The organism is Bacillus sp. KS1 (assembly GCF_020075515.1).
Lineage (GTDB): Bacteria > Bacillota > Bacilli > Bacillales > Bacillaceae > Bacillus > Bacillus velezensis.
This window is the reverse complement of sequence record NZ_JACAWW010000019.1, coordinates 311,830-328,540: the sequence shown is the minus strand read 5'-3', so window position 1 is coordinate 328,540 and position 16,711 is coordinate 311,830. Positions and strand designations below refer to the sequence as shown.

Below are 16,711 nucleotides of genomic sequence, written 5' to 3'. Positions count from 1 at the left end.
CACCTCTTTCCCAAATTCGCAGGCAAAGTTCAGCCTGAGGTCCTCATCTTATCATCATTCTACACTAGTTGAAAGGATTATAAAACGGATTTTATCCAATCTTCCGCAGATGCGAGCGCCTCTTCCAATTTTTCAGGCTGCTTTCCGCCGGCCTGCGCCATGTCCGGACGGCCTCCGCCTCCGCCTCCGCAGACTTCAGCCGCTTGTTTGACCATTTTGCCGGCGTGAAGGCCTTTTTCAATCAGGTCTTTTGTTACGCCTGCTGAAAGGTTGACTTTCTCGTTTTGCACGGCGCCGAGAATGATGACCGCAGAACCGAGCTTCGCTTTCAGATCATCCACCATAGTGCGAAGGTGGTTCATGTCTTTCGCATTTACTTTTTCAGCCAGCACTTTTACGCCGCCGATGTCTTTTACTTTAGACAGAATGGCTCCGGCTTCCACATTGCCAAGTTTGCTGAGCAATGATTCATTTTCTCTTTGCGCTTCCTTCAGCTCCGCTTGAAGAGACTGAATTCGCTTCGGTACGTCTTTTACGTTTGATTTCAGCTCATCCGCAGCGTGCTGCAGAAGGCTGAGCTGGCTGTTCATTTCCTGATAAGCGCCTTTTCCTGTTACGGCTTCGATTCTTCGCGTACCTGCGCCGATCCCTGATTCGGATACGATTTTAAACAGGCCGATTTCAGCCGTATTCGTGACATGGCATCCGCCGCAAAGCTCCAGGCTGTAATCTCCGACTTGTACGACGCGGACGATATCGCCGTATTTCTCGCCGAACAGGGCCATCGCGCCCATTTCTTTCGCTTCATTGATCGGTTTCAAATCAATCGCTACCGGAATGCTCTCCCAGATTTTTTCGTTGACGATTCCTTCAATGCGTTCAAGTTCTTCTTTCGTCACTTGACCGAAATGAGAGAAGTCAAAACGCAGACGATTTTCGGTAACGAGTGAACCCGCTTGGTTGACATGTGTGCCGAGAACGTCTTTCAGCGCCTGGTGCAGAAGGTGGGTTGCTGTATGGTTTTTCACCACACCGCTTCTCATTTGATCTTCAACTTCAGCCGTCACGCTTGCGCCTTTTTGAATCGTGCCGCTATCCACCGTGCCTTCGTGTACATGCTGACCGTTCGGAGCTTTTTTCACGTCTTTAATGGTTACGACAGCCTGCTCGCTTCTCAGCACTCCTCTGTCACCGATCTGTCCGCCGCTTTCAGCATAGAAAGGCGTTTTGTCAAGAAGAATTTGGACGGTATCCCCTTCATGCGCCTCGCTGATTAATTGCCCGTCATGAAGAAGCTCGATCACCTTCGCTTCAGCTTTTACGGCACTGTAGCCGACAAATGTGCTTTCTGCGGTAATGTCGCGCAATGCGCCGCCCTGCACCTGCATGCTTCCTACATCTTGGCGCGCATTTCTCGCCCGTTCACGCTGTTTTTCCATTTCGGCTTCAAAGCCTTTATGGTCAACCTTCATTTGTTCATCTTCCGCGTATTCCTCCGTCAATTCAACCGGGAATCCGTACGTATCGTACAGTTTGAATACGTCTTTTCCGGAGATGATGCCGCTGCCTTTTTCCTTCTCTTTCTTTATCACGTCAGATAAAATAGCCAGACCTTCGTTTAATGTTTCGTGGAAGCGCTCTTCCTCCGTTTTGATGACTTTGGCGATAAACTCTTGCTTTTCTTTCACCTCCGGATAGAAAGCGTCCATAATTCCTGCAACAGTCGGTACCAGCTCGTACATAAACGGACGGCTGATACCGATGGTTTTCGCGTATCGCACCGCCCGGCGCAAGAGGCGTCTCAGTACATACCCGCGCCCTTCATTTGACGGCAGAGCTCCGTCGCTTACCGCAAATGCGACCGTTCTGATATGATCGGCGATCACTTTAAAGGCCGTATCCTTCACTGCGTCCTTTCCGTAAGCATCTCCGGAAATGCGCTCTGTTGCTTCAATAATCGGCATAAACAAATCAGTGTCAAAGTTTGTCGGGACGTCCTGAATCACGGAGACCATCCGTTCAAGCCCCATGCCCGTATCAATGTTTTTCTTCGGAAGCGGTGTGTACGTGCCGTCCGGGTTGTGGTTGAACTCTGAGAATACCAGGTTCCATACTTCAAGATAGCGGTCATTTTCGCCGCCCGGATACAATTCAGAATCTGACGGGTCATTGCCGTATTTCTCGCCGCGGTCATAGAAAATTTCCGTATTCGGTCCGCTCGGGCCTTCGCCGATATCCCAGAAGTTCCCTTCCAGACGGATGATTCTTTCTTCCGGAACGCCGATTTTTTCCGCCCATAGCGTATAAGCTTCTTCATCCTCAGGGTGAACCGTTACAGACAGCAGCTCCGGATCAAAGCCGATCCACTTTTCGCTCGTTAAAAACTCCCATGCCCACGTGATGGCTTCTTCTTTAAAATAATCACCGATGGAAAAGTTTCCGAGCATCTCAAAGAACGTGTGGTGGCGCGCCGTTTTCCCCACATTTTCAATATCATTTGTGCGGATTGATTTTTGCGCGTTTACAATTCTCGGATTCTCCGGCACAACGCGGCCGTCAAAGTACTTTTTCAGCGTCGCAACGCCGCTGTTGATCCACAGTAAAGACGGATCTTCATGCGGAACCAATGAGGCGCTCGGTTCAACGGCATGACCTTTTTCTTTAAAGAAATCTAAAAACATTTGACGTACTTCAGCAGAAGTTAAGTGTTTCATCTATATTCCTCCTTATCACTACCCGAAATTCTCTTTTGCGACAGCAAAAAAGCTCTCTCCCTATGCAAACCATGCGTTCACACAGGGACGAGAGCTGTCTCGCGGTACCACCCTGATTACAGGCCGAAAAAGGCCTGTCACCTTTCATCCCGTAACGCAGGATTGCGGCAGCCTTTAACTGCACTCAGGATTAGCTTCGGCCGATCTTCTGCTGAAGCTCCTCTCAGCGTATCGGAGCTTCTCTCTTAAACAGGGCTTCGGCGTACTCTTATCCGTCACTCGAGATTCGTATGTATTCTACTCGAAATTATAGACAAGCAGAACCCGAATGTCAATGTTCCGTCCTGATCCGCAAAAAGTGAATGGCCGTCACTTTTAAAACGGCTGCCGCCGGAACAGCGAGAATCATGCCGGGAATGCCCGCGAGCTCTCCTCCGGCAAGAAGCGCAAGCATGATCACGACGGGGTGCATTTTGAGACTTCGCCCGACAATGAGCGGGCTCAAAATGTTTCCTTCTATAAATTGAAGAATAAAAATCGTGACGATTACGATGATCACAGCCTTGGAGGAAATCGCCAGCGAAAGGAGCAGCGCCGGCACAGCGCCGATAAACGGGCCGAAATACGGGATGACATTTGTAATCCCGATGGCAAGGCCCAAAATCAGCGGGTAAGGAAGCCCGAACAGCCAAAATGAAACGCCGGCTATTAACCCGAGCAAAAAACAAACGAGAAGCTGACCGCGGATGTAATCACCGAGAGAGTCGTCCACATCCCGCAGAAATTCACTCCCCCTTTTTCTCCAGGACTTCGGCGTCAAATACCAGACCGTCTTTTTCATGACGCCTATATCCTTCACCATATAGAACACGAGAAAAGGAATCGTCGCCGCGATCAGGATATAATCAAGCACGAAACGGATGCTTCTGATCGTGCTTTCAATCGTGCCGGCAAGAAACGTTTCTGTCTGCTGAATCATTTTGTCCATCCGATGGTGCATGCCGTCAGGCCAATGATCCGTGTGATTATGCAGATGCCTCAGCATGCTGTTGTAGTTTTCGGCAAGACCGGGAATGCTCTCAGACAGATCCTGCAGCTGTTCAATTAAAACAGGAACCCCTTTATAAACCCCCCAGCCGATTCCGCCGAAAAACAGGCAATAAATCAGAAGCAGGCTTAAAGTTCTAGGCATCCCTTTTCTATGAAGCCATTCAGTAATCGGAAGTAAAAGATAAGCAATAAATACTGCGATGAATATAGGAATAAAGAGAGATTTTATAACAAGCCAAATGGGAGACCATAACATATCGAGCATGCAAAAGACATACACTGTTAACAAAACGAGCAGACATACAGCCGTCCACATTAAGAGCTGCAGCGGTTTTTGAAGCATGACGTTTCACCTCTTGCTTTATCTTTTGACAGAAAGCCGGAATTATTCTCGTTTCATAAACTCCGCCTTATGACGCAGACCTCTTGACGGAAATAATTATCAGAAATTACAAAATAATCTAAATAATATTCATAAAAGTCTGTATAACCATCGTAATGTGTTAAAGGATTTCAAAACTGTCCAATATGACTCATGTTTTTTAAGGAGGATGGCCATGATTTCATTTCAGGATGTAAATAAGCACTACGGACATTTCCACGTGCTGAAAAACATTAATCTGCACATTAAAAAAGGGGAAGTCGTCGTTATCATCGGACCTTCAGGATCGGGAAAAAGCACGCTTCTCCGCTGCATTAATCAGCTGGAAACAGTTGATGGAGGCGCCTTAACGGTAAACGGCGTCTCCATCCGTGACAAGAAAACGGATATAAATCAGGTCCGCCGGAATATCGGCATGGTGTTTCAGCATTTTCATCTGTACCCGCACAAAACCGTTCTGCAAAATATCATGCTCGCACCGATCAAAGTGCTCAAGCAATCAAAAGAAGAAGCAAAGGAAACGGCCTTATACTATTTGAAAAAAGTCGGTATACCGGACAAAGCGGACGCTTATCCTTCACAGCTTTCCGGCGGCCAGCAGCAGCGTGTCGCCATCGCCAGGGGGCTTGCGATGAAGCCCGAAATTATGCTGTTTGATGAACCCACATCCGCGCTTGATCCGGAAATGATCGGGGAAGTGCTGGATGTCATGAAAACACTCGCAAAGGAAGGCATGACCATGGCAGTCGTCACACATGAAATGGGATTCGCAAAAGAAGTGGCGGACCGCATCGTGTTTATCGACGGCGGATCCATCTTAGAAGAAGCTGCACCGGCTGAATTTTACGAAAGCCCCCGTGAAGAGAGGGCGCGTTTATTCTTAAGCCGTATTTTAAATCACTGAAAAGAAACGGAGGAGCGCTTATGTCACGCGCAACAAAATGGTTGTCATTCGGATTGATATCACTGCTGGCCGTCTTTATGCTGGCAGCCTGCGGAGGGAAAGAAACGTCCGGGGATTCAAAAGGAACGGGAAAAGACACGTTAGCCTCTATTAAAGACAGAGACAAAATCATCTTCGGCGTCAAAACCGATACGAGGTTATTCGGGCTGAAAAACCCAAGCTCCGGTGATATTGAAGGCTTCGATATTGATATCTCAAAACAGCTCGCAAAAGATATTCTGGGGGATGAGAAGAAAGCGGAATTTAAAGAAGTGACGTCAAAAACGAGGATTCCGATGCTGCAAAACGGCGATATCGACGCCATCACCGCCACGATGACGATAACGGATGAGCGGAAAAAAGAAGTTGATTTCTCAGATGTTTATTTTGAAGCCGGGCAATCCCTGCTCGTCAAAAAAGGAAGCAGCATCAAAAGCACCGAAGACCTGGGAAAAGGCTCAAAAGTATTGGCGGTAAAAGGCTCCACTTCCTCACAGAACATCAGAGAAAAAGCGCCTGACGCCTCAGTGCTGGAATTTGAAAATTACGCCGAAGCGTTCACTGCGCTTAAAGCGGGACAGGGAGATGCGCTCACAACCGATAATGCGATTTTATACGGCATGGCCGATGAAAATAAACAATATCAGCTGACGGGCGAAACCTTTACCGATGAACCTTACGGAATCGCCGTCAAAAAAGGCCAATCCGGCCTTGTCAAAGAAATCAACGCCTCTTTGAAAAAAATGAAAGCCGACGGCAGGTACGAAAAAATCTATAAAAAATGGATAAAAGAAGAACCGGCAAAATAGGACGGACCGCGGGATGAGCATGCATGCTCATCCCCGTTTTATAAGGAGTGACATAGATGAACTTTTCAATTTTAACGGAAAACTTCGATATGTATATGGACGGTTTCCTGCACACATTGCTTGCGAGCTTCATCGCGCTGGCAGGCAGCTTTGCGCTGGGCGTTCTGATCGCAGTCATGAGAATCACGGCTTTCAAACCCCTTCAATGGATCGGCACTGCGTATGTGGAATTTATCCGGAACATCCCGCTTCTCCTCATCACATTCGTTTTTTATTTCGGACTTCCGAACGCCGGGCTGAGACTGGACGGCTTTCAGGCGGGAACGATTGCGCTTACGATTTACACGTCCGCCTTTATCGCAGAAGCCATCAGAGCCGGAATTCAGACTGTCCCCAAAGGGCAGATGGAAGCGGCCAGATCGTCAGGCTTCACCTACAGTCAGGCGATGAGATATATCATTCTTCCTCAGGCCGTAAAAATCGTCATTCCCCCGCTCGGAAACCAATTTCTCAACCTTGTCAAAAACTCATCAATACTCGGAGTGGTGGCGGGACTCGATTTGATGTATCAGGCGGATCTCGTTTCCTCAAGCACTCTTGTCGTGTTTGATGTCTATATTTTCGTCGCGCTTTTTTATTTGATATTAACGATCCCGCTCAGCATCGGGGTTCACTATTTGGAAAGACGTCTCGGAAAGAGTTATTAGAAAAGGAGAGTGAAAAACATGGATTTTAGCGGCGCCTATACACCTGACCATCTGCTGTTTTTATGGGACGGCTTTTTGGTCACACTTTATGTTGCCCTGATCTCCATTGTCCTGAGTTTTATTTTCGGGCTTGCCGCCGGCACTTTGCGCTATGCGAAAATTCCTATCGTCTCGGGCATTATAGCGGCCATTGTGGAAACCATCCGCAACCTGCCGCTGTTATTAATCATTTTCTTTACGTTTTTTGCCCTTCCGGAAATCGGGATCAAACTGGAAATTACCGCGGCCGCCATTACGGCGCTGACGATTTTTGAATCGGCCATGCTGTCAGAAATCATCAGAAGCGGTTTGCAATCCGTTGACAAAGGACAGATTGAAGCGGCGCGTTCTTCAGGACTGACGTACACGCAGACTCTTTTTCTCGTCGTCATGCCGCAGGCGCTCAGGCGTATGGTTCCTCCGATTGTGAGCCAGTTTATCTCCTTATTAAAAGATACGTCACTTGCGGTCGTCATCGCTCTGCCCGAACTGATTCATAACGCGCAGATTTTAAACGGACAAAGCGCTGACGGGGGATATTTTTTCCCGATCTTTCTGCTGGCGGCCCTGATGTATTTCGCGGTCAATTACAGCCTGTCTCTCGCGGCCAGACGGCTGGAAGCGAGACAAACGTAAAAAGGATACTTCCGGAGAAGTATCCTTTTTTCTGCTTAAAACATTTTCATGACTCGTCTTCTCATCCGTTTCATACCTTTTTTATTCAGCATATCGGACTGAGAAGCCATACGATACATAACGGCTCCAGCTCCTAAAGCCAACAGAGAGGTCATTGTTCTGCCCATCGCGCGTATCTCCTTTCAACTTTAAAAATTGATACTGCGTTCGTCTTCAGAAAACAAATCATCAAGACTGCTTAATGTGCCGTCTTCCTCTACTTGATGTGTCGCAATTTTGCCTTTGGCCACCGTCAGCTCAATGAAGCAGCCCCAGCAATAGTATTGGTTTACGCCGATTTTGCCGATATCTTTACTTTTGCAGTTCGGACATACAAGCACAGACTACACCTCTTATCCGTTCAGGACGATGCCTTCTTTCCCCGCTTCAATAAGCGTATCGGCGGCGCGGCGCACTTGGCGTCTGCCAGCCAAATCTGAAAAGAAGCCGTCCGAGAGTTCATATGCTACGATTATGCCCTTGTCCAAACAAAAGTATACATCTTCCAGTAAACCGAACATTTCACCATCAGGCGATTTCACCGGCTGCATCTTAATCTGTTCAAAGGTGAAACAGCTCTTCGGCAAAGGCTGCAAATGAGCATGACCGGAAGCTACGGCTTCTTGTTCCATCTCTTTTATATCACTTGCCTCTAAAAAAAGATGGCGGTTGTGAAACAGGCGTTTCTGCTCCAGAACGAAACCGAGAAACCGGCCGTCCAGAGAGAAACATACATCCGATATCATCCCGAGACTGCGCCCGTTTTCGTCATATACTGTTCGTCCTTCAGCTGCATGGCATGTTCTCAAAGTGTGATCAACCACCTTTTGTTGAACACGTATAGGTTTTGCCAAGAAGCCGGGCAGCATACTTTGAAATGACTTCCACAGGCGAAAACCCGGCGCATGTTTATGCTCCGGGTTTTTTTACGCTTTTTCTTCCATAAAGTCAAACGGCGTGATGCCTTCCATTCCGATGTTTGCATCATATACACTGAACGGCAGCTCTTTTTGCAGGGCGGCCAGTTCTGCATCCATCTCTTCAGTCTGCTCTGTGAGCCTGTTTTTAAGCGACGTCTGTCTGACGGTGGCATCATTGTTTTTGACGCCCCATTCAAGCGCTTCTTCTTCTCCGCAAAGAATCAGAAATTTTTTCGCTCTTGTTATGGCGGTATAAAGCAGATTTCTCCTGAGCATTCGATAGTAGCCTTTGACGACAGGCAGGACGACAATAGGGAATTCGCTTCCCTGCGACTTATGAATGGAACAGCAGTAAGCGTGGGTAAACTGGCTGAAATCCTTTTTCGTAAAGGTGATTTCGTTGCCGTCAAACGAGACGACGACCATGTCTTCTTTTTCCGTATTTTCTTTGGCATAAAAAATGGACACGATTTCGCCGATATCGCCGTTAAACACATTGTTTTCCGGCTGGTTGACAAGCTGTAATATTTTATCGCCCGTCCTGTAGACGACATCACCGAATTTCAGCTCCCGCCTTTTTTCTTTCGGCGGATTCATGATGTCTTGAAGAAGCATATTCAGCTCGTTAATTCCCGCTTTTCCCCTGTACATCGGGGCAAGCACTTGAATATCCCTGGAGGTATACCCCTTTTTTAACGCGTTCGAGACGACCTGATCCACGACTTCTTTAATCTGTGAAGAATTACAGCGGATAAATGAGCGGTCCTTTGTCGGCGCGGTCAGCCCCTTTGGAAGCAGTCCTTTTTTCATATCATGCGCAAGTTCCACAATGGATGATCCTTCAGCCTGACGGTAAATATCTGTCAGGCGCACGGTCGGCAGCACCTCAGAAGCCAAAAGGTCTCTCAGCACCTGCCCCGGTCCTACTGAAGGAAGCTGGTCTTCATCACCGACGACAATGAGCTGAATGTGCTTAGGAAGCGCCTTAAACAAATGGCTGGCGAGCCAGATATCGAGCATACTCGCTTCGTCTATAATGATCAGTTTCCCTTCAATCGGCTGATCTTCATTGTAGGTAAAGCCTTCAGCGCCATTCCAGCCGAGCAGCCTGTGAATCGTAACAGCCGGCAGACCCGTAGATTCGCTCATCCGTTTTGCGGCTCTTCCCGTCGGCGCGGCAAGCAGCACCGGGAACGTCTCGTCTTTTTTATAATCACCGGGGTCAAGCGATACTCCGTGCAGTTCACTGTATAATTCCACGATTCCTTTAATAACGGTCGTTTTCCCCGTCCCGGGTCCTCCGGTCAATAAAAGCATCGGTGAAGACAGCGCTTTTTGAATGGCATCCTTTTGGCTTGGTGCGTATTGAACATTCATCCGTTCTTCCAGTTCACCGAGTGCAAGCAGAAATTCCGATTCAGGAAATTGATCGGCATACTCCGTCTGAGCCGCAATGTCGAGCACGCGTTTTGCGACATTTTGTTCGGCGTAAAACAAGGACGGAAAATAGCAGCGCTCTCCTTCAATGACGATATCCTTACTCTCCCCGAGGGCGATGATGCCGTCAGCCGCATCCATTTCCGTGACGCGGCCGCCTTCAGCTGACTGATTCAGGAGCGTTTGCGTATTGATAATCAGCTGCTTTGTCTCTATGTACGTATGGCCTTCTGAAAGACAGGTCGATTCAATCGTATATAAGATTGCCGCTTTGATCCGCTCCGGGTGGTTTCCTGACAGACCCATTTTTCCGCCCAGCTCGTCAGCTTTCACAAAGCCGATGCCTTCAACGTCTTTTACAAGCTGATAAGGATTTTCCTGAATTTTCTCCAGGGTTTCCGTTTCGTAGGCCTGATATATTTTCATTGATAGCTGGGGCCCGAAACCGTATTGGTTCAGAGAGATCATAATCTGCTCAAGCCCCTGATGCCGCTGCAGCTCTCCGGCAAGCTTATCCGCTTTCTTTTTCGACATTTTCGGCACATCGTAAAGCACCGACGCATCCGTCAGAATTTTATTGAGCGCGCCGTCTCCGAGCTTTTTGACGATTTCTTCCGCCGTTTTTTTTCCGATTCCTTCAAACAGATCACTTGATAAGTAGTGAATGATCCCTTCTTTTGTGGTCGGAATTTCTTTTTTAAAGTGTTCAGCCTGAAATTGCAGGCCGAACTTAGGATGCGTGGCGGTTTTTCCGTAAAATGTGTAGGTCTCATCTTCTTGCAGCAGAGGGAAGTAGCCCGTTACGGATACGACCTTGTCTTCGATCGCCTCAGACGTTTCTGCAACTTTGACTTTCAGCACTGTATACAGGTTGGTGTCATTATGATAAATGACCGTATGAATGACGCCTTTTACATACGGCTGTTCTTCGATGTTCAGCTGATCCACGAGCCTTCCCTCCTTTTGTTATGACTGGGTGATAAGCTGTTTCGCATGAAGCGCAAGCATATGATCAGGCTGTATGCCGATTGCGCCTTCCAGCATCTCAAGCGCCTTTTCACGATTTTCTTTGTACGCGTAAGCGACTCCGGCATTATAAAATGCGTCCGCGTGGCTTGGGTCCTGCTCGATCACCGTCTCAAACTGCGCCAGAGCTTCATCCAGCATTTCTTCATTTGCGAGGCACATTCCGAACTGGAAGCGTGCTTCCGTGTCATTTTCGTTTAATTCAACGGCACGCTGCAAATACGGCAGTGCAAGCTTCGGCCGCTCTAATTTAACGAGAACGGTCCCCAGCATATAAAACAAATCTCCGTTTTCCATTCCGGAGCGAAGCGCTTTTTCAAACATATCCTTCGCTTCGGAAAACAATTCTTTCATCACATATACGTTTCCCGCACCGTAATAAGCGGCTGCCGCCGAATTGTCCAATTCGAGCGCTCTGTTATAGAATGCAAGCGCCCGTTCGAGTTCGTTCACAGAAGAAAGCAGATTTGCGAAGTTGATATACGGCACCGGATCTTGCCCGTTTTCCTCAATCGCTTTCGTAAAAGCCTCTGCCGCTTTTTCAAAATCGCCCTCCTGCATGGCGTCAATTCCGATTTTATTATAATCCATTTTTAACTTCCTTTCGCTAAAAAACCCCAACATGCGAGTTGAGGTTTTTTACATGTATTATACGTACCACAATTTTGTTCCGTCTTTATAGACGTCATCTATCGTTCCGCCGCCGAGGCACTCTTCTCCGTCATAAAAAACGACGGCTTGTCCCGGCGTAACGGCGCGTACCTGCCCGTCAAAAATGACTACCGCTTCATCATCACCCGTCATTTTCACCGTTACTTTGTGATCTTCCTGACGGTAGCGGAATTTCGCCGTGCATGTCATTTCGCCGCCGTCCATCAGACCGGGACGCGTCCAGCTGACATTTGTCGCCGTGATCTTATCGGAATACAGAAGCGGATTATGGAATCCTTGATCAACATACAGAATGTTTTTTTCAAGATCTTTACCGACGGCGAACCACGGCTCGCCGCTTCCGCCGATTCCAAGACCGTGGCGCTGTCCGATTGTATAATACATCAGACCGTCATGACGCCCTTTTACTTCTCCGTCCATTGTCATCATATCGCCCGGCTGAGCGGGGAGATATTGGCTGAGAAACGTTTTGAAGTTGCGTTCGCCGATAAAGCAGATTCCCGTGCTGTCTTTTTTCGCAGCTGTCGCAAGTTCCGCTTCTTTGGCGATTTCCCGCACGCGGCTTTTTTGCAGATCACCGATCGGGAACATGACTTTGCTGAGCTGTTCCTGATTGAGCTGATTCAGAAAATAAGTCTGGTCCTTGTTTTCATCCAGACCGCGGAGCATGCGCACTGTACCTGCGCTTCTGTCCACGCGGGCGTAATGGCCCGTCGCAAGATAATCCGCGCCGAGTGACAGAGCATGATCCAAGAAAGCCTTAAACTTAATTTCTTTATTGCACATGACATCCGGATTGGGGGTTCTTCCGGCTTTATATTCATCAAGGAAATATTGAAATACCTTTTCCCAATATTGCTTTTCAAAATTGACGGCATAATACGGAATTCCGATCTGGTTGCAGACCCGGATGACGTCTTCATAATCTTCCGTCGCCGTGCAAAAACCGTTTTCGTCCGTATCATCCCAGTTTTTCATAAAGATTCCGATTACATCGTAGCCCTGCTCCTTCAGCAGAAGGGCCGCCACGGAAGAGTCCACGCCGCCGGACATGCCGACTACGACTCTTGTATCCTCCGGCCGTTTTTCCATTTGCATTCACTCCATTAAAAACGTAAGTCCGCCGTTTTAAGCAAGCCGTTTAACGACGGCGGCAAGCTTTTCGGCGGCTGTTTCGATTTGTTCCGCCGTATTGCCGAGGCCGAAGCTGAGGCGGATTGACGAAGTCAGCCTGCCGCTCTCACTTCCGAACATGGCCGTAAGCACATGGGACGGAAGAACGGATCCCGCTGTACAAGCAGATCCGCTGGAGACGGCAATGCCTTCCATGTCAAGATTGACCAGCAGCGCTTCCACCGGCACACCGGGAAAGTAAAGGTTTAAAATATGAGGCAGGCATTTCTCGGCATCTCCGTTCACCTCCGCTGTGACGCCGGATTTTTCCAGCGTACTCATGATGATGTTCTTAAACTCCTTATACTTCGCTGTTTTCTCTTCCCTCTCACGGTTTGAAAGGACGACCGCTTCTTTTAAGCCGGCGATGCCCGGTACATTTTCCGTTCCCGCGCGGCGCTTTCGTTCCTGCTCTCCCCCGAGAAGAATCGGTGACAGCTTCACCTCTTGATTTACATATAAAAAGCCTGTCCCTTTAGGCCCGTTAAGCTTGTGACCGGAAACAGACAGCATGTCAATTCTGCTTTTTTTCACGTCAATCGGCATATAACCGAATGCCTGGACGGCATCTGTGTGAAAATAGGCCTGATGCCCGCTTAACAGCTCTCCGATTTCGTCAATCGGCTGAATGGTTCCGACTTCGTTATTGCCATACATGACGGTAACAAGGATTGTATCATCACGGAGCGCTTCTTTCACCTGATTTGCACTGATCCGTCCTGAAGGGCCGGGGATGAGGTATGTCACCTCAAAGCCGTCTTCTTCCAGCTTTTCGCAGGCGTGCAACACAGCATGGTGCTCAACAGCGGTCGTAATGATATGCTTTCCTTCATTCTTCCGGGCGGCAGCCGTTCCGAAAATCGCTAAATTATCAGCCTCCGTGCCGCCGCTTGTGAAAATAATTTCCTGTTCTTTCGCACTGATTTCGCGCGCGATGTCCGCTCTCGCTTCATCGACCCATTTCCGGGATTCTCTCCCGAATGAATGAATGCTTGACGGGTTGCCGAAACTGCCGAAGAAATGGGGCTTCATCTCTTCGAGCACACGCTCATCCATCGGGGAAGTCGCGGCATGATCTAAATAAATCCGTTCCATTGTCTGTACACCTCTGGTTTAAATATAGAACATATAAGCTTCCTGCTCGCCGTCCGTGTAGCTCGCAAGGTCTTCTAACGTCGTGCTGTCCAGCACGTCTTTTACAGCGTCGCGGATGCGGATCCATAACTCCCGCTTGGCAGGCTCTTCATCCTCAAGCACTTCTACCGGGCTGATCGGCCCTTCCAGCACTCTGATAATATCTCCGGCCGTTATCTCTTCAGGCTGGCCCCCGAGCACGTAACCCCCGTAAGCGCCTCTGATGCTTTTTACGAGTCCGGCGTTTCTAAGCGGTGATACAAGCTGTTCCAAGTAATGCTCAGAAAGGCTGTTTGTTTGGGCGATGCTTTTGAGCGACGTCGGACCGTCTCCGTGCTTTTTCGCCAATTCAATCATAATGGTGAGCCCGTATCTTCCCTTTGTCGATATTTTCAATATGAACACCCCAGTCAATTCTAATTGTTAATTTATACAAGTAAATGGATATGAATAATCTGTTTAGTATCTTATAGACCAACTGTTATTATAACATAACTTATCCTAATTTTCATTGAAACACGGGGCCCGCCGCAATTCTCTTTTCTAATCGTCCGTTTTCCGTTACCCTGTATATGTAAGGAGAGATGTTCATGAAACCACTGGCGTATCGGATGCGGCCTGCCAATATTGAAGACATTATCGGCCAGGAACATTTGGTCAAAGAAGATAAAATCATCGGCAGAATGGTGCGTGCAAAGCACTTATCATCCATGATCCTGTACGGACCGCCGGGCATCGGAAAAACATCCATCGCCACAGCGATCGCAGGATCGACAAGCATCGCATTCAGGAAATTGAATGCCGTCATTCATAATAAAAAAGACATGGAGATTGTCGTACAGGAAGCGAAAATGTCAGGCCAGGTCATTTTAATCCTTGACGAAGTGCACAGGCTTGATAAGGGAAAGCAGGATTTTCTGCTGCCCTATTTAGAAAACGGCATGATTATTTTAATCGGCGCAACGACCGCCAACCCTTATCATGCCATTAACCCGGCCATCAGAAGCCGAACCCAGATATTTGAGCTCGAACCGTTAACACCCGATCTGATCAAGCAGGCATTGAAAAGAGCGCTCACAGATGAACACCGGGGACTCGGTTCTTACAGCGTTTCGGTGGACGACGACGCGATGGATCATTTCGCACAAGGGTGCGGGGGAGACGTCCGCTCCGCTTTGAACGCACTGGAGCTTGCCGTGCTCTCCACAAAGGAATCAAGCGACGGCACGATCCGGATTACACGGGAAACCGCGGAAGAATGTCTGCAGAAAAAAAGCTATACTCATGATAAAAACGGCGATGCGCATTATGACGTCTTATCCGCCTTCCAAAAATCGATCCGAGGCTCGGACGCAAACGCCGCCCTTCATTATCTGGCCCGTCTGATCGAAGCCGGCGATCTTGAAAGCATATCAAGAAGGCTTCTCGTGATCGCCTATGAAGATATCGGCCTCGCAAGCCCGCAGGCAGGCCCCCGGGTGCTGAGCGCGATTCAGACCGCAGAACGGATCGGCTTTCCGGAAGCGAGAATTCCGCTGGCCAATGCGGTAATCGAATTATGCCTCTCGCCAAAATCAAACTCCGCCATCTCAGCCATTGATGAGGCTCTCAAAGACATCAGGACGGGTAAAATCGGCGATGTGCCGAAACATTTAAAAGACGCCCACTATAAAGGGGCCCAAGAGTTCGGACGCGGGATCGGCTATCAATATCCTCACGATTTCGAAAACGGATGGGTCGAACAGCAATATTTGCCCGATCCGTTAAAAAACAAGCAATACTATAAACCGAAACAAACGGGGAAATTTGAAGCCGCCATAAAGCAAGTGTATGAAAAACTGATGAAGCAGAAAAAATAACCGGACAAGGACACCCTATGTGTCCTTGTCTTTTTTGATACCGGCCAAAATCTTTCGTGTAAACGGCGGATTCAAATAAAAAACAGCCTTTCCTGAAGAAGGCTGTTTTTCTTTTTATTTATCTTTAACCCGTTTAATGTCGATGTCCTTTAAGAGCTCCATGACAACATGTCCGCCCATAATCAGACCGGCCACTGACGGAACCCAGGCGTTGGAAGACGGCGGCATTTGCGCTTTGCGGATTTTCGCTTCATCATTCCCGACTTCTTTTCTGACGTCTTCACGGATGACAATCGGGCTTTCATCAGAAAAAATGACCTGTACGCCTTTTTTAATGCCCTCTTTACGAAGCCTTGTGCGGACGACTTTGGCAATCGGATCGGTATGGGTTTTTGAAATATCAGCAATCTGAAAGCGTGTCGGGTCTGTTTTATTCGCCGCTCCCATGCTTGAAATCAGCGGAACATTCCGTTTCAGACATTCTTTCATCAGATGAATTTTATAATGAATCGTATCCGACGCGTCAATGACGTAATCAAGCGGATACTCAAAGAACTGCTCATATGTCTCTTCTGTATAAAACATTTTTAAGGCGACGACATCGCAATCCGGATTAATATCCGCGATCCGCGCTTTCATCAAGTCTGTTTTCGGCTGTCCCACCGTCGACAAGAGCGCATGCAGCTGGCGGTTTACGTTTGTAATGTCAACATCATCTTTATCGACAAGCACGATCCGCCCCACTCCGGACCTCGCCAATGCTTCGGCTGCGAATGAACCGACTCCGCCGACGCCGAGAACGGCCACCGTGCTGTTTTTTAACGTGTCCAGCCCTTCTTTTCCAATCGCTAGCTCATTTCTGGAAAACTGATGTAACAAGAACCTCACTCCACATTCTGGTTTTATAAACTCGGCTTGTCAAAAAGCCGCTGGTTTTAGCGCACAAAAAATAAAGTCCCAATTGTGCCGTTGCAGCTTTCCTTCGTTTTGAACCCGCTCTCAGCAGGTGGGTGCCCTTTTTTAAATCTTGTAAGTCCTCTTAACGAATGAAAAGAGGCATGTACGCCATTTAAAAATGCGGGCTCCCAAATCAAAAAAATGTTCGGTCAAAACTAGGTGTACAACTAACACATCAGGACTTTATTTAACTTGTCAAAATCATATCACAGCA

At 48.1% G+C, this 16,711-nt stretch carries 16 protein-coding genes, 1 other RNA gene and 1 other annotated feature; of the genes, 5 read left to right on the top strand and 12 right to left on the bottom strand.

The window, feature by feature from the left end:
* Positions 1 to 77 precede the first annotated feature (77 nt).
* Positions 78 to 2,714: an alanine--tRNA ligase gene (alaS, locus tag HWY38_RS15305; RefSeq protein WP_022552894.1), complete on the bottom strand. Its 2,637-nt coding sequence runs from the start codon at positions 2,712 to 2,714 to the stop codon at positions 78 to 80.
* Between the two features lie 80 nt (positions 2,715 to 2,794).
* Positions 2,795 to 3,002, bottom strand: a binding site (T-box leader).
* A gap of 43 nt (positions 3,003 to 3,045) precedes the next feature.
* The gene (locus HWY38_RS15300; RefSeq protein WP_025853051.1) at positions 3,046 to 4,107 is read right to left on the bottom strand and encodes an AI-2E family transporter; all 1,062 of its coding nucleotides are present in this window, start codon (positions 4,105 to 4,107) and stop codon (positions 3,046 to 3,048) included.
* Positions 4,108 to 4,321: 214 nt separating this feature from the next.
* On the opposite strand from HWY38_RS15300, the gene HWY38_RS15295 reads away from it, so the two are divergent.
* Genes HWY38_RS15295 through HWY38_RS15280 form a run of 4 tightly spaced genes read left to right on the top strand, consistent with a single transcriptional unit; the run spans position 4,322 to position 7,280 of the window.
* Positions 4,322 to 5,050 carry an amino acid ABC transporter ATP-binding protein gene (locus HWY38_RS15295; protein ID WP_003152746.1) on the top strand — a complete coding sequence of 243 codons (729 nt, stop codon included), beginning with the start codon at positions 4,322 to 4,324 and terminating at the stop codon, positions 5,048 to 5,050.
* A gap of 20 nt (positions 5,051 to 5,070) precedes the next feature.
* Positions 5,071 to 5,898: a transporter substrate-binding domain-containing protein gene (locus HWY38_RS15290; protein WP_003152745.1), complete on the top strand. Its 828-nt coding sequence runs from the start codon at positions 5,071 to 5,073 to the stop codon at positions 5,896 to 5,898.
* A 56-nt stretch (positions 5,899 to 5,954) separates the two neighbouring features.
* Positions 5,955 to 6,605: an amino acid ABC transporter permease gene (locus HWY38_RS15285; RefSeq protein ID WP_003152744.1), complete on the top strand. Its 651-nt coding sequence runs from the start codon at positions 5,955 to 5,957 to the stop codon at positions 6,603 to 6,605.
* 18 nt (positions 6,606 to 6,623) lie between these two features.
* The gene (locus HWY38_RS15280; RefSeq protein WP_015417903.1) at positions 6,624 to 7,280 is read left to right on the top strand and encodes an amino acid ABC transporter permease; all 657 of its coding nucleotides are present in this window, start codon (positions 6,624 to 6,626) and stop codon (positions 7,278 to 7,280) included.
* Positions 7,281 to 7,315: 35 nt separating this feature from the next.
* Here HWY38_RS15280 and HWY38_RS15275 read toward each other — a convergent pair whose 3' ends face one another.
* The 8 genes from HWY38_RS15275 to cymR all read right to left on the bottom strand — a co-directional run bounded on the left by HWY38_RS15275 (position 7,316) and on the right by cymR (position 14,077).
* Positions 7,316 to 7,447 carry a YrzQ family protein gene (locus HWY38_RS15275; protein WP_003152741.1) on the bottom strand — a complete coding sequence of 44 codons (132 nt, stop codon included), beginning with the start codon at positions 7,445 to 7,447 and terminating at the stop codon, positions 7,316 to 7,318.
* A 21-nt stretch (positions 7,448 to 7,468) separates the two neighbouring features.
* A complete protein-coding gene (locus HWY38_RS15270; RefSeq protein WP_003152738.1) occupies positions 7,469 to 7,660 on the bottom strand; it encodes a hypothetical protein in 192 nt (63 codons plus the stop codon).
* A 12-nt stretch (positions 7,661 to 7,672) separates the two neighbouring features.
* Complete coding sequence (locus tag HWY38_RS15265) at positions 7,673 to 8,128, bottom strand: PRC-barrel domain-containing protein (RefSeq protein ID WP_032873866.1); 456 nt, start codon at positions 8,126 to 8,128, stop codon at positions 7,673 to 7,675.
* Between the two features lie 117 nt (positions 8,129 to 8,245).
* Positions 8,246 to 10,624, bottom strand: coding sequence for an ATP-dependent RecD-like DNA helicase (locus HWY38_RS15260; protein WP_017418224.1), 2,379 nt, complete (start codon positions 10,622 to 10,624; stop codon positions 8,246 to 8,248).
* Between the two features lie 18 nt (positions 10,625 to 10,642).
* Positions 10,643 to 11,263: a tetratricopeptide repeat protein gene (locus HWY38_RS15255; protein WP_224182217.1), complete on the bottom strand. Its 621-nt coding sequence runs from the start codon at positions 11,261 to 11,263 to the stop codon at positions 10,643 to 10,645.
* An 87-nt stretch (positions 11,264 to 11,350) separates the two neighbouring features.
* The gene (mnmA, locus tag HWY38_RS15250) at positions 11,351 to 12,466 is read right to left on the bottom strand and encodes a tRNA 2-thiouridine(34) synthase MnmA (protein ID WP_088461164.1); all 1,116 of its coding nucleotides are present in this window, start codon (positions 12,464 to 12,466) and stop codon (positions 11,351 to 11,353) included.
* Between the two features lie 36 nt (positions 12,467 to 12,502).
* Complete coding sequence (locus HWY38_RS15245) at positions 12,503 to 13,642, bottom strand: cysteine desulfurase family protein (protein WP_007612815.1); 1,140 nt, start codon at positions 13,640 to 13,642, stop codon at positions 12,503 to 12,505.
* Between the two features lie 18 nt (positions 13,643 to 13,660).
* Positions 13,661 to 14,077, bottom strand: coding sequence for a cysteine metabolism transcriptional regulator CymR (gene cymR / locus HWY38_RS15240; RefSeq protein ID WP_003152730.1), 417 nt, complete (start codon positions 14,075 to 14,077; stop codon positions 13,661 to 13,663).
* A gap of 194 nt (positions 14,078 to 14,271) precedes the next feature.
* Here cymR and HWY38_RS15235 point away from each other — a divergent pair, with 194 nt between their 5' ends.
* Positions 14,272 to 15,540 (top strand): replication-associated recombination protein A, encoded by a 1,269-nt coding sequence (locus HWY38_RS15235; protein WP_224182145.1) that lies wholly within the window; start codon positions 14,272 to 14,274, stop codon positions 15,538 to 15,540.
* Positions 15,541 to 15,654: 114 nt separating this feature from the next.
* On the opposite strand, the gene HWY38_RS15230 is transcribed toward HWY38_RS15235, so the two are convergent.
* The gene (locus HWY38_RS15230) at positions 15,655 to 16,419 is read right to left on the bottom strand and encodes a ThiF family adenylyltransferase (RefSeq protein WP_012118080.1); all 765 of its coding nucleotides are present in this window, start codon (positions 16,417 to 16,419) and stop codon (positions 15,655 to 15,657) included.
* Positions 16,420 to 16,490: 71 nt separating this feature from the next.
* A non-coding RNA gene (gene ssrS, locus HWY38_RS15225) (6S RNA) lies at positions 16,491 to 16,682 on the bottom strand.
* Positions 16,683 to 16,711 lie beyond the last annotated feature (29 nt).

What these genes read in the sequence shown, in the direction of transcription:
- alaS (WP_022552894.1), bottom strand. Translation starts at nt 2,714, where the DNA reads ATGAAACACTTAACTTCTGCTGAAGTACGTCAAATGTTTTTAGATTTC.
- HWY38_RS15300 (WP_025853051.1), bottom strand. Translation starts at nt 4,107, where the DNA reads ATGCTTCAAAAACCGCTGCAGCTCTTAATGTGGACGGCTGTATGTCTG.
- HWY38_RS15295 (WP_003152746.1), top strand. Translation starts at nt 4,322, where the DNA reads ATGATTTCATTTCAGGATGTAAATAAGCACTACGGACATTTCCACGTG.
- HWY38_RS15290 (WP_003152745.1), top strand. Translation starts at nt 5,071, where the DNA reads ATGTCACGCGCAACAAAATGGTTGTCATTCGGATTGATATCACTGCTG.
- HWY38_RS15285 (WP_003152744.1), top strand. Translation starts at nt 5,955, where the DNA reads ATGAACTTTTCAATTTTAACGGAAAACTTCGATATGTATATGGACGGT.
- HWY38_RS15280 (WP_015417903.1), top strand. Translation starts at nt 6,624, where the DNA reads ATGGATTTTAGCGGCGCCTATACACCTGACCATCTGCTGTTTTTATGG.
- HWY38_RS15275 (WP_003152741.1), bottom strand. Translation starts at nt 7,447, where the DNA reads ATGGGCAGAACAATGACCTCTCTGTTGGCTTTAGGAGCTGGAGCCGTT.
- HWY38_RS15255 (WP_224182217.1), bottom strand. Translation starts at nt 11,263, where the DNA reads ATGCAGGAGGGCGATTTTGAAAAAGCGGCAGAGGCTTTTACGAAAGCG.
- mnmA (WP_088461164.1), bottom strand. Translation starts at nt 12,466, where the DNA reads ATGGAAAAACGGCCGGAGGATACAAGAGTCGTAGTCGGCATGTCCGGC.
- HWY38_RS15245 (WP_007612815.1), bottom strand. Translation starts at nt 13,642, where the DNA reads ATGGAACGGATTTATTTAGATCATGCCGCGACTTCCCCGATGGATGAG.
- HWY38_RS15235 (WP_224182145.1), top strand. Translation starts at nt 14,272, where the DNA reads ATGAAACCACTGGCGTATCGGATGCGGCCTGCCAATATTGAAGACATT.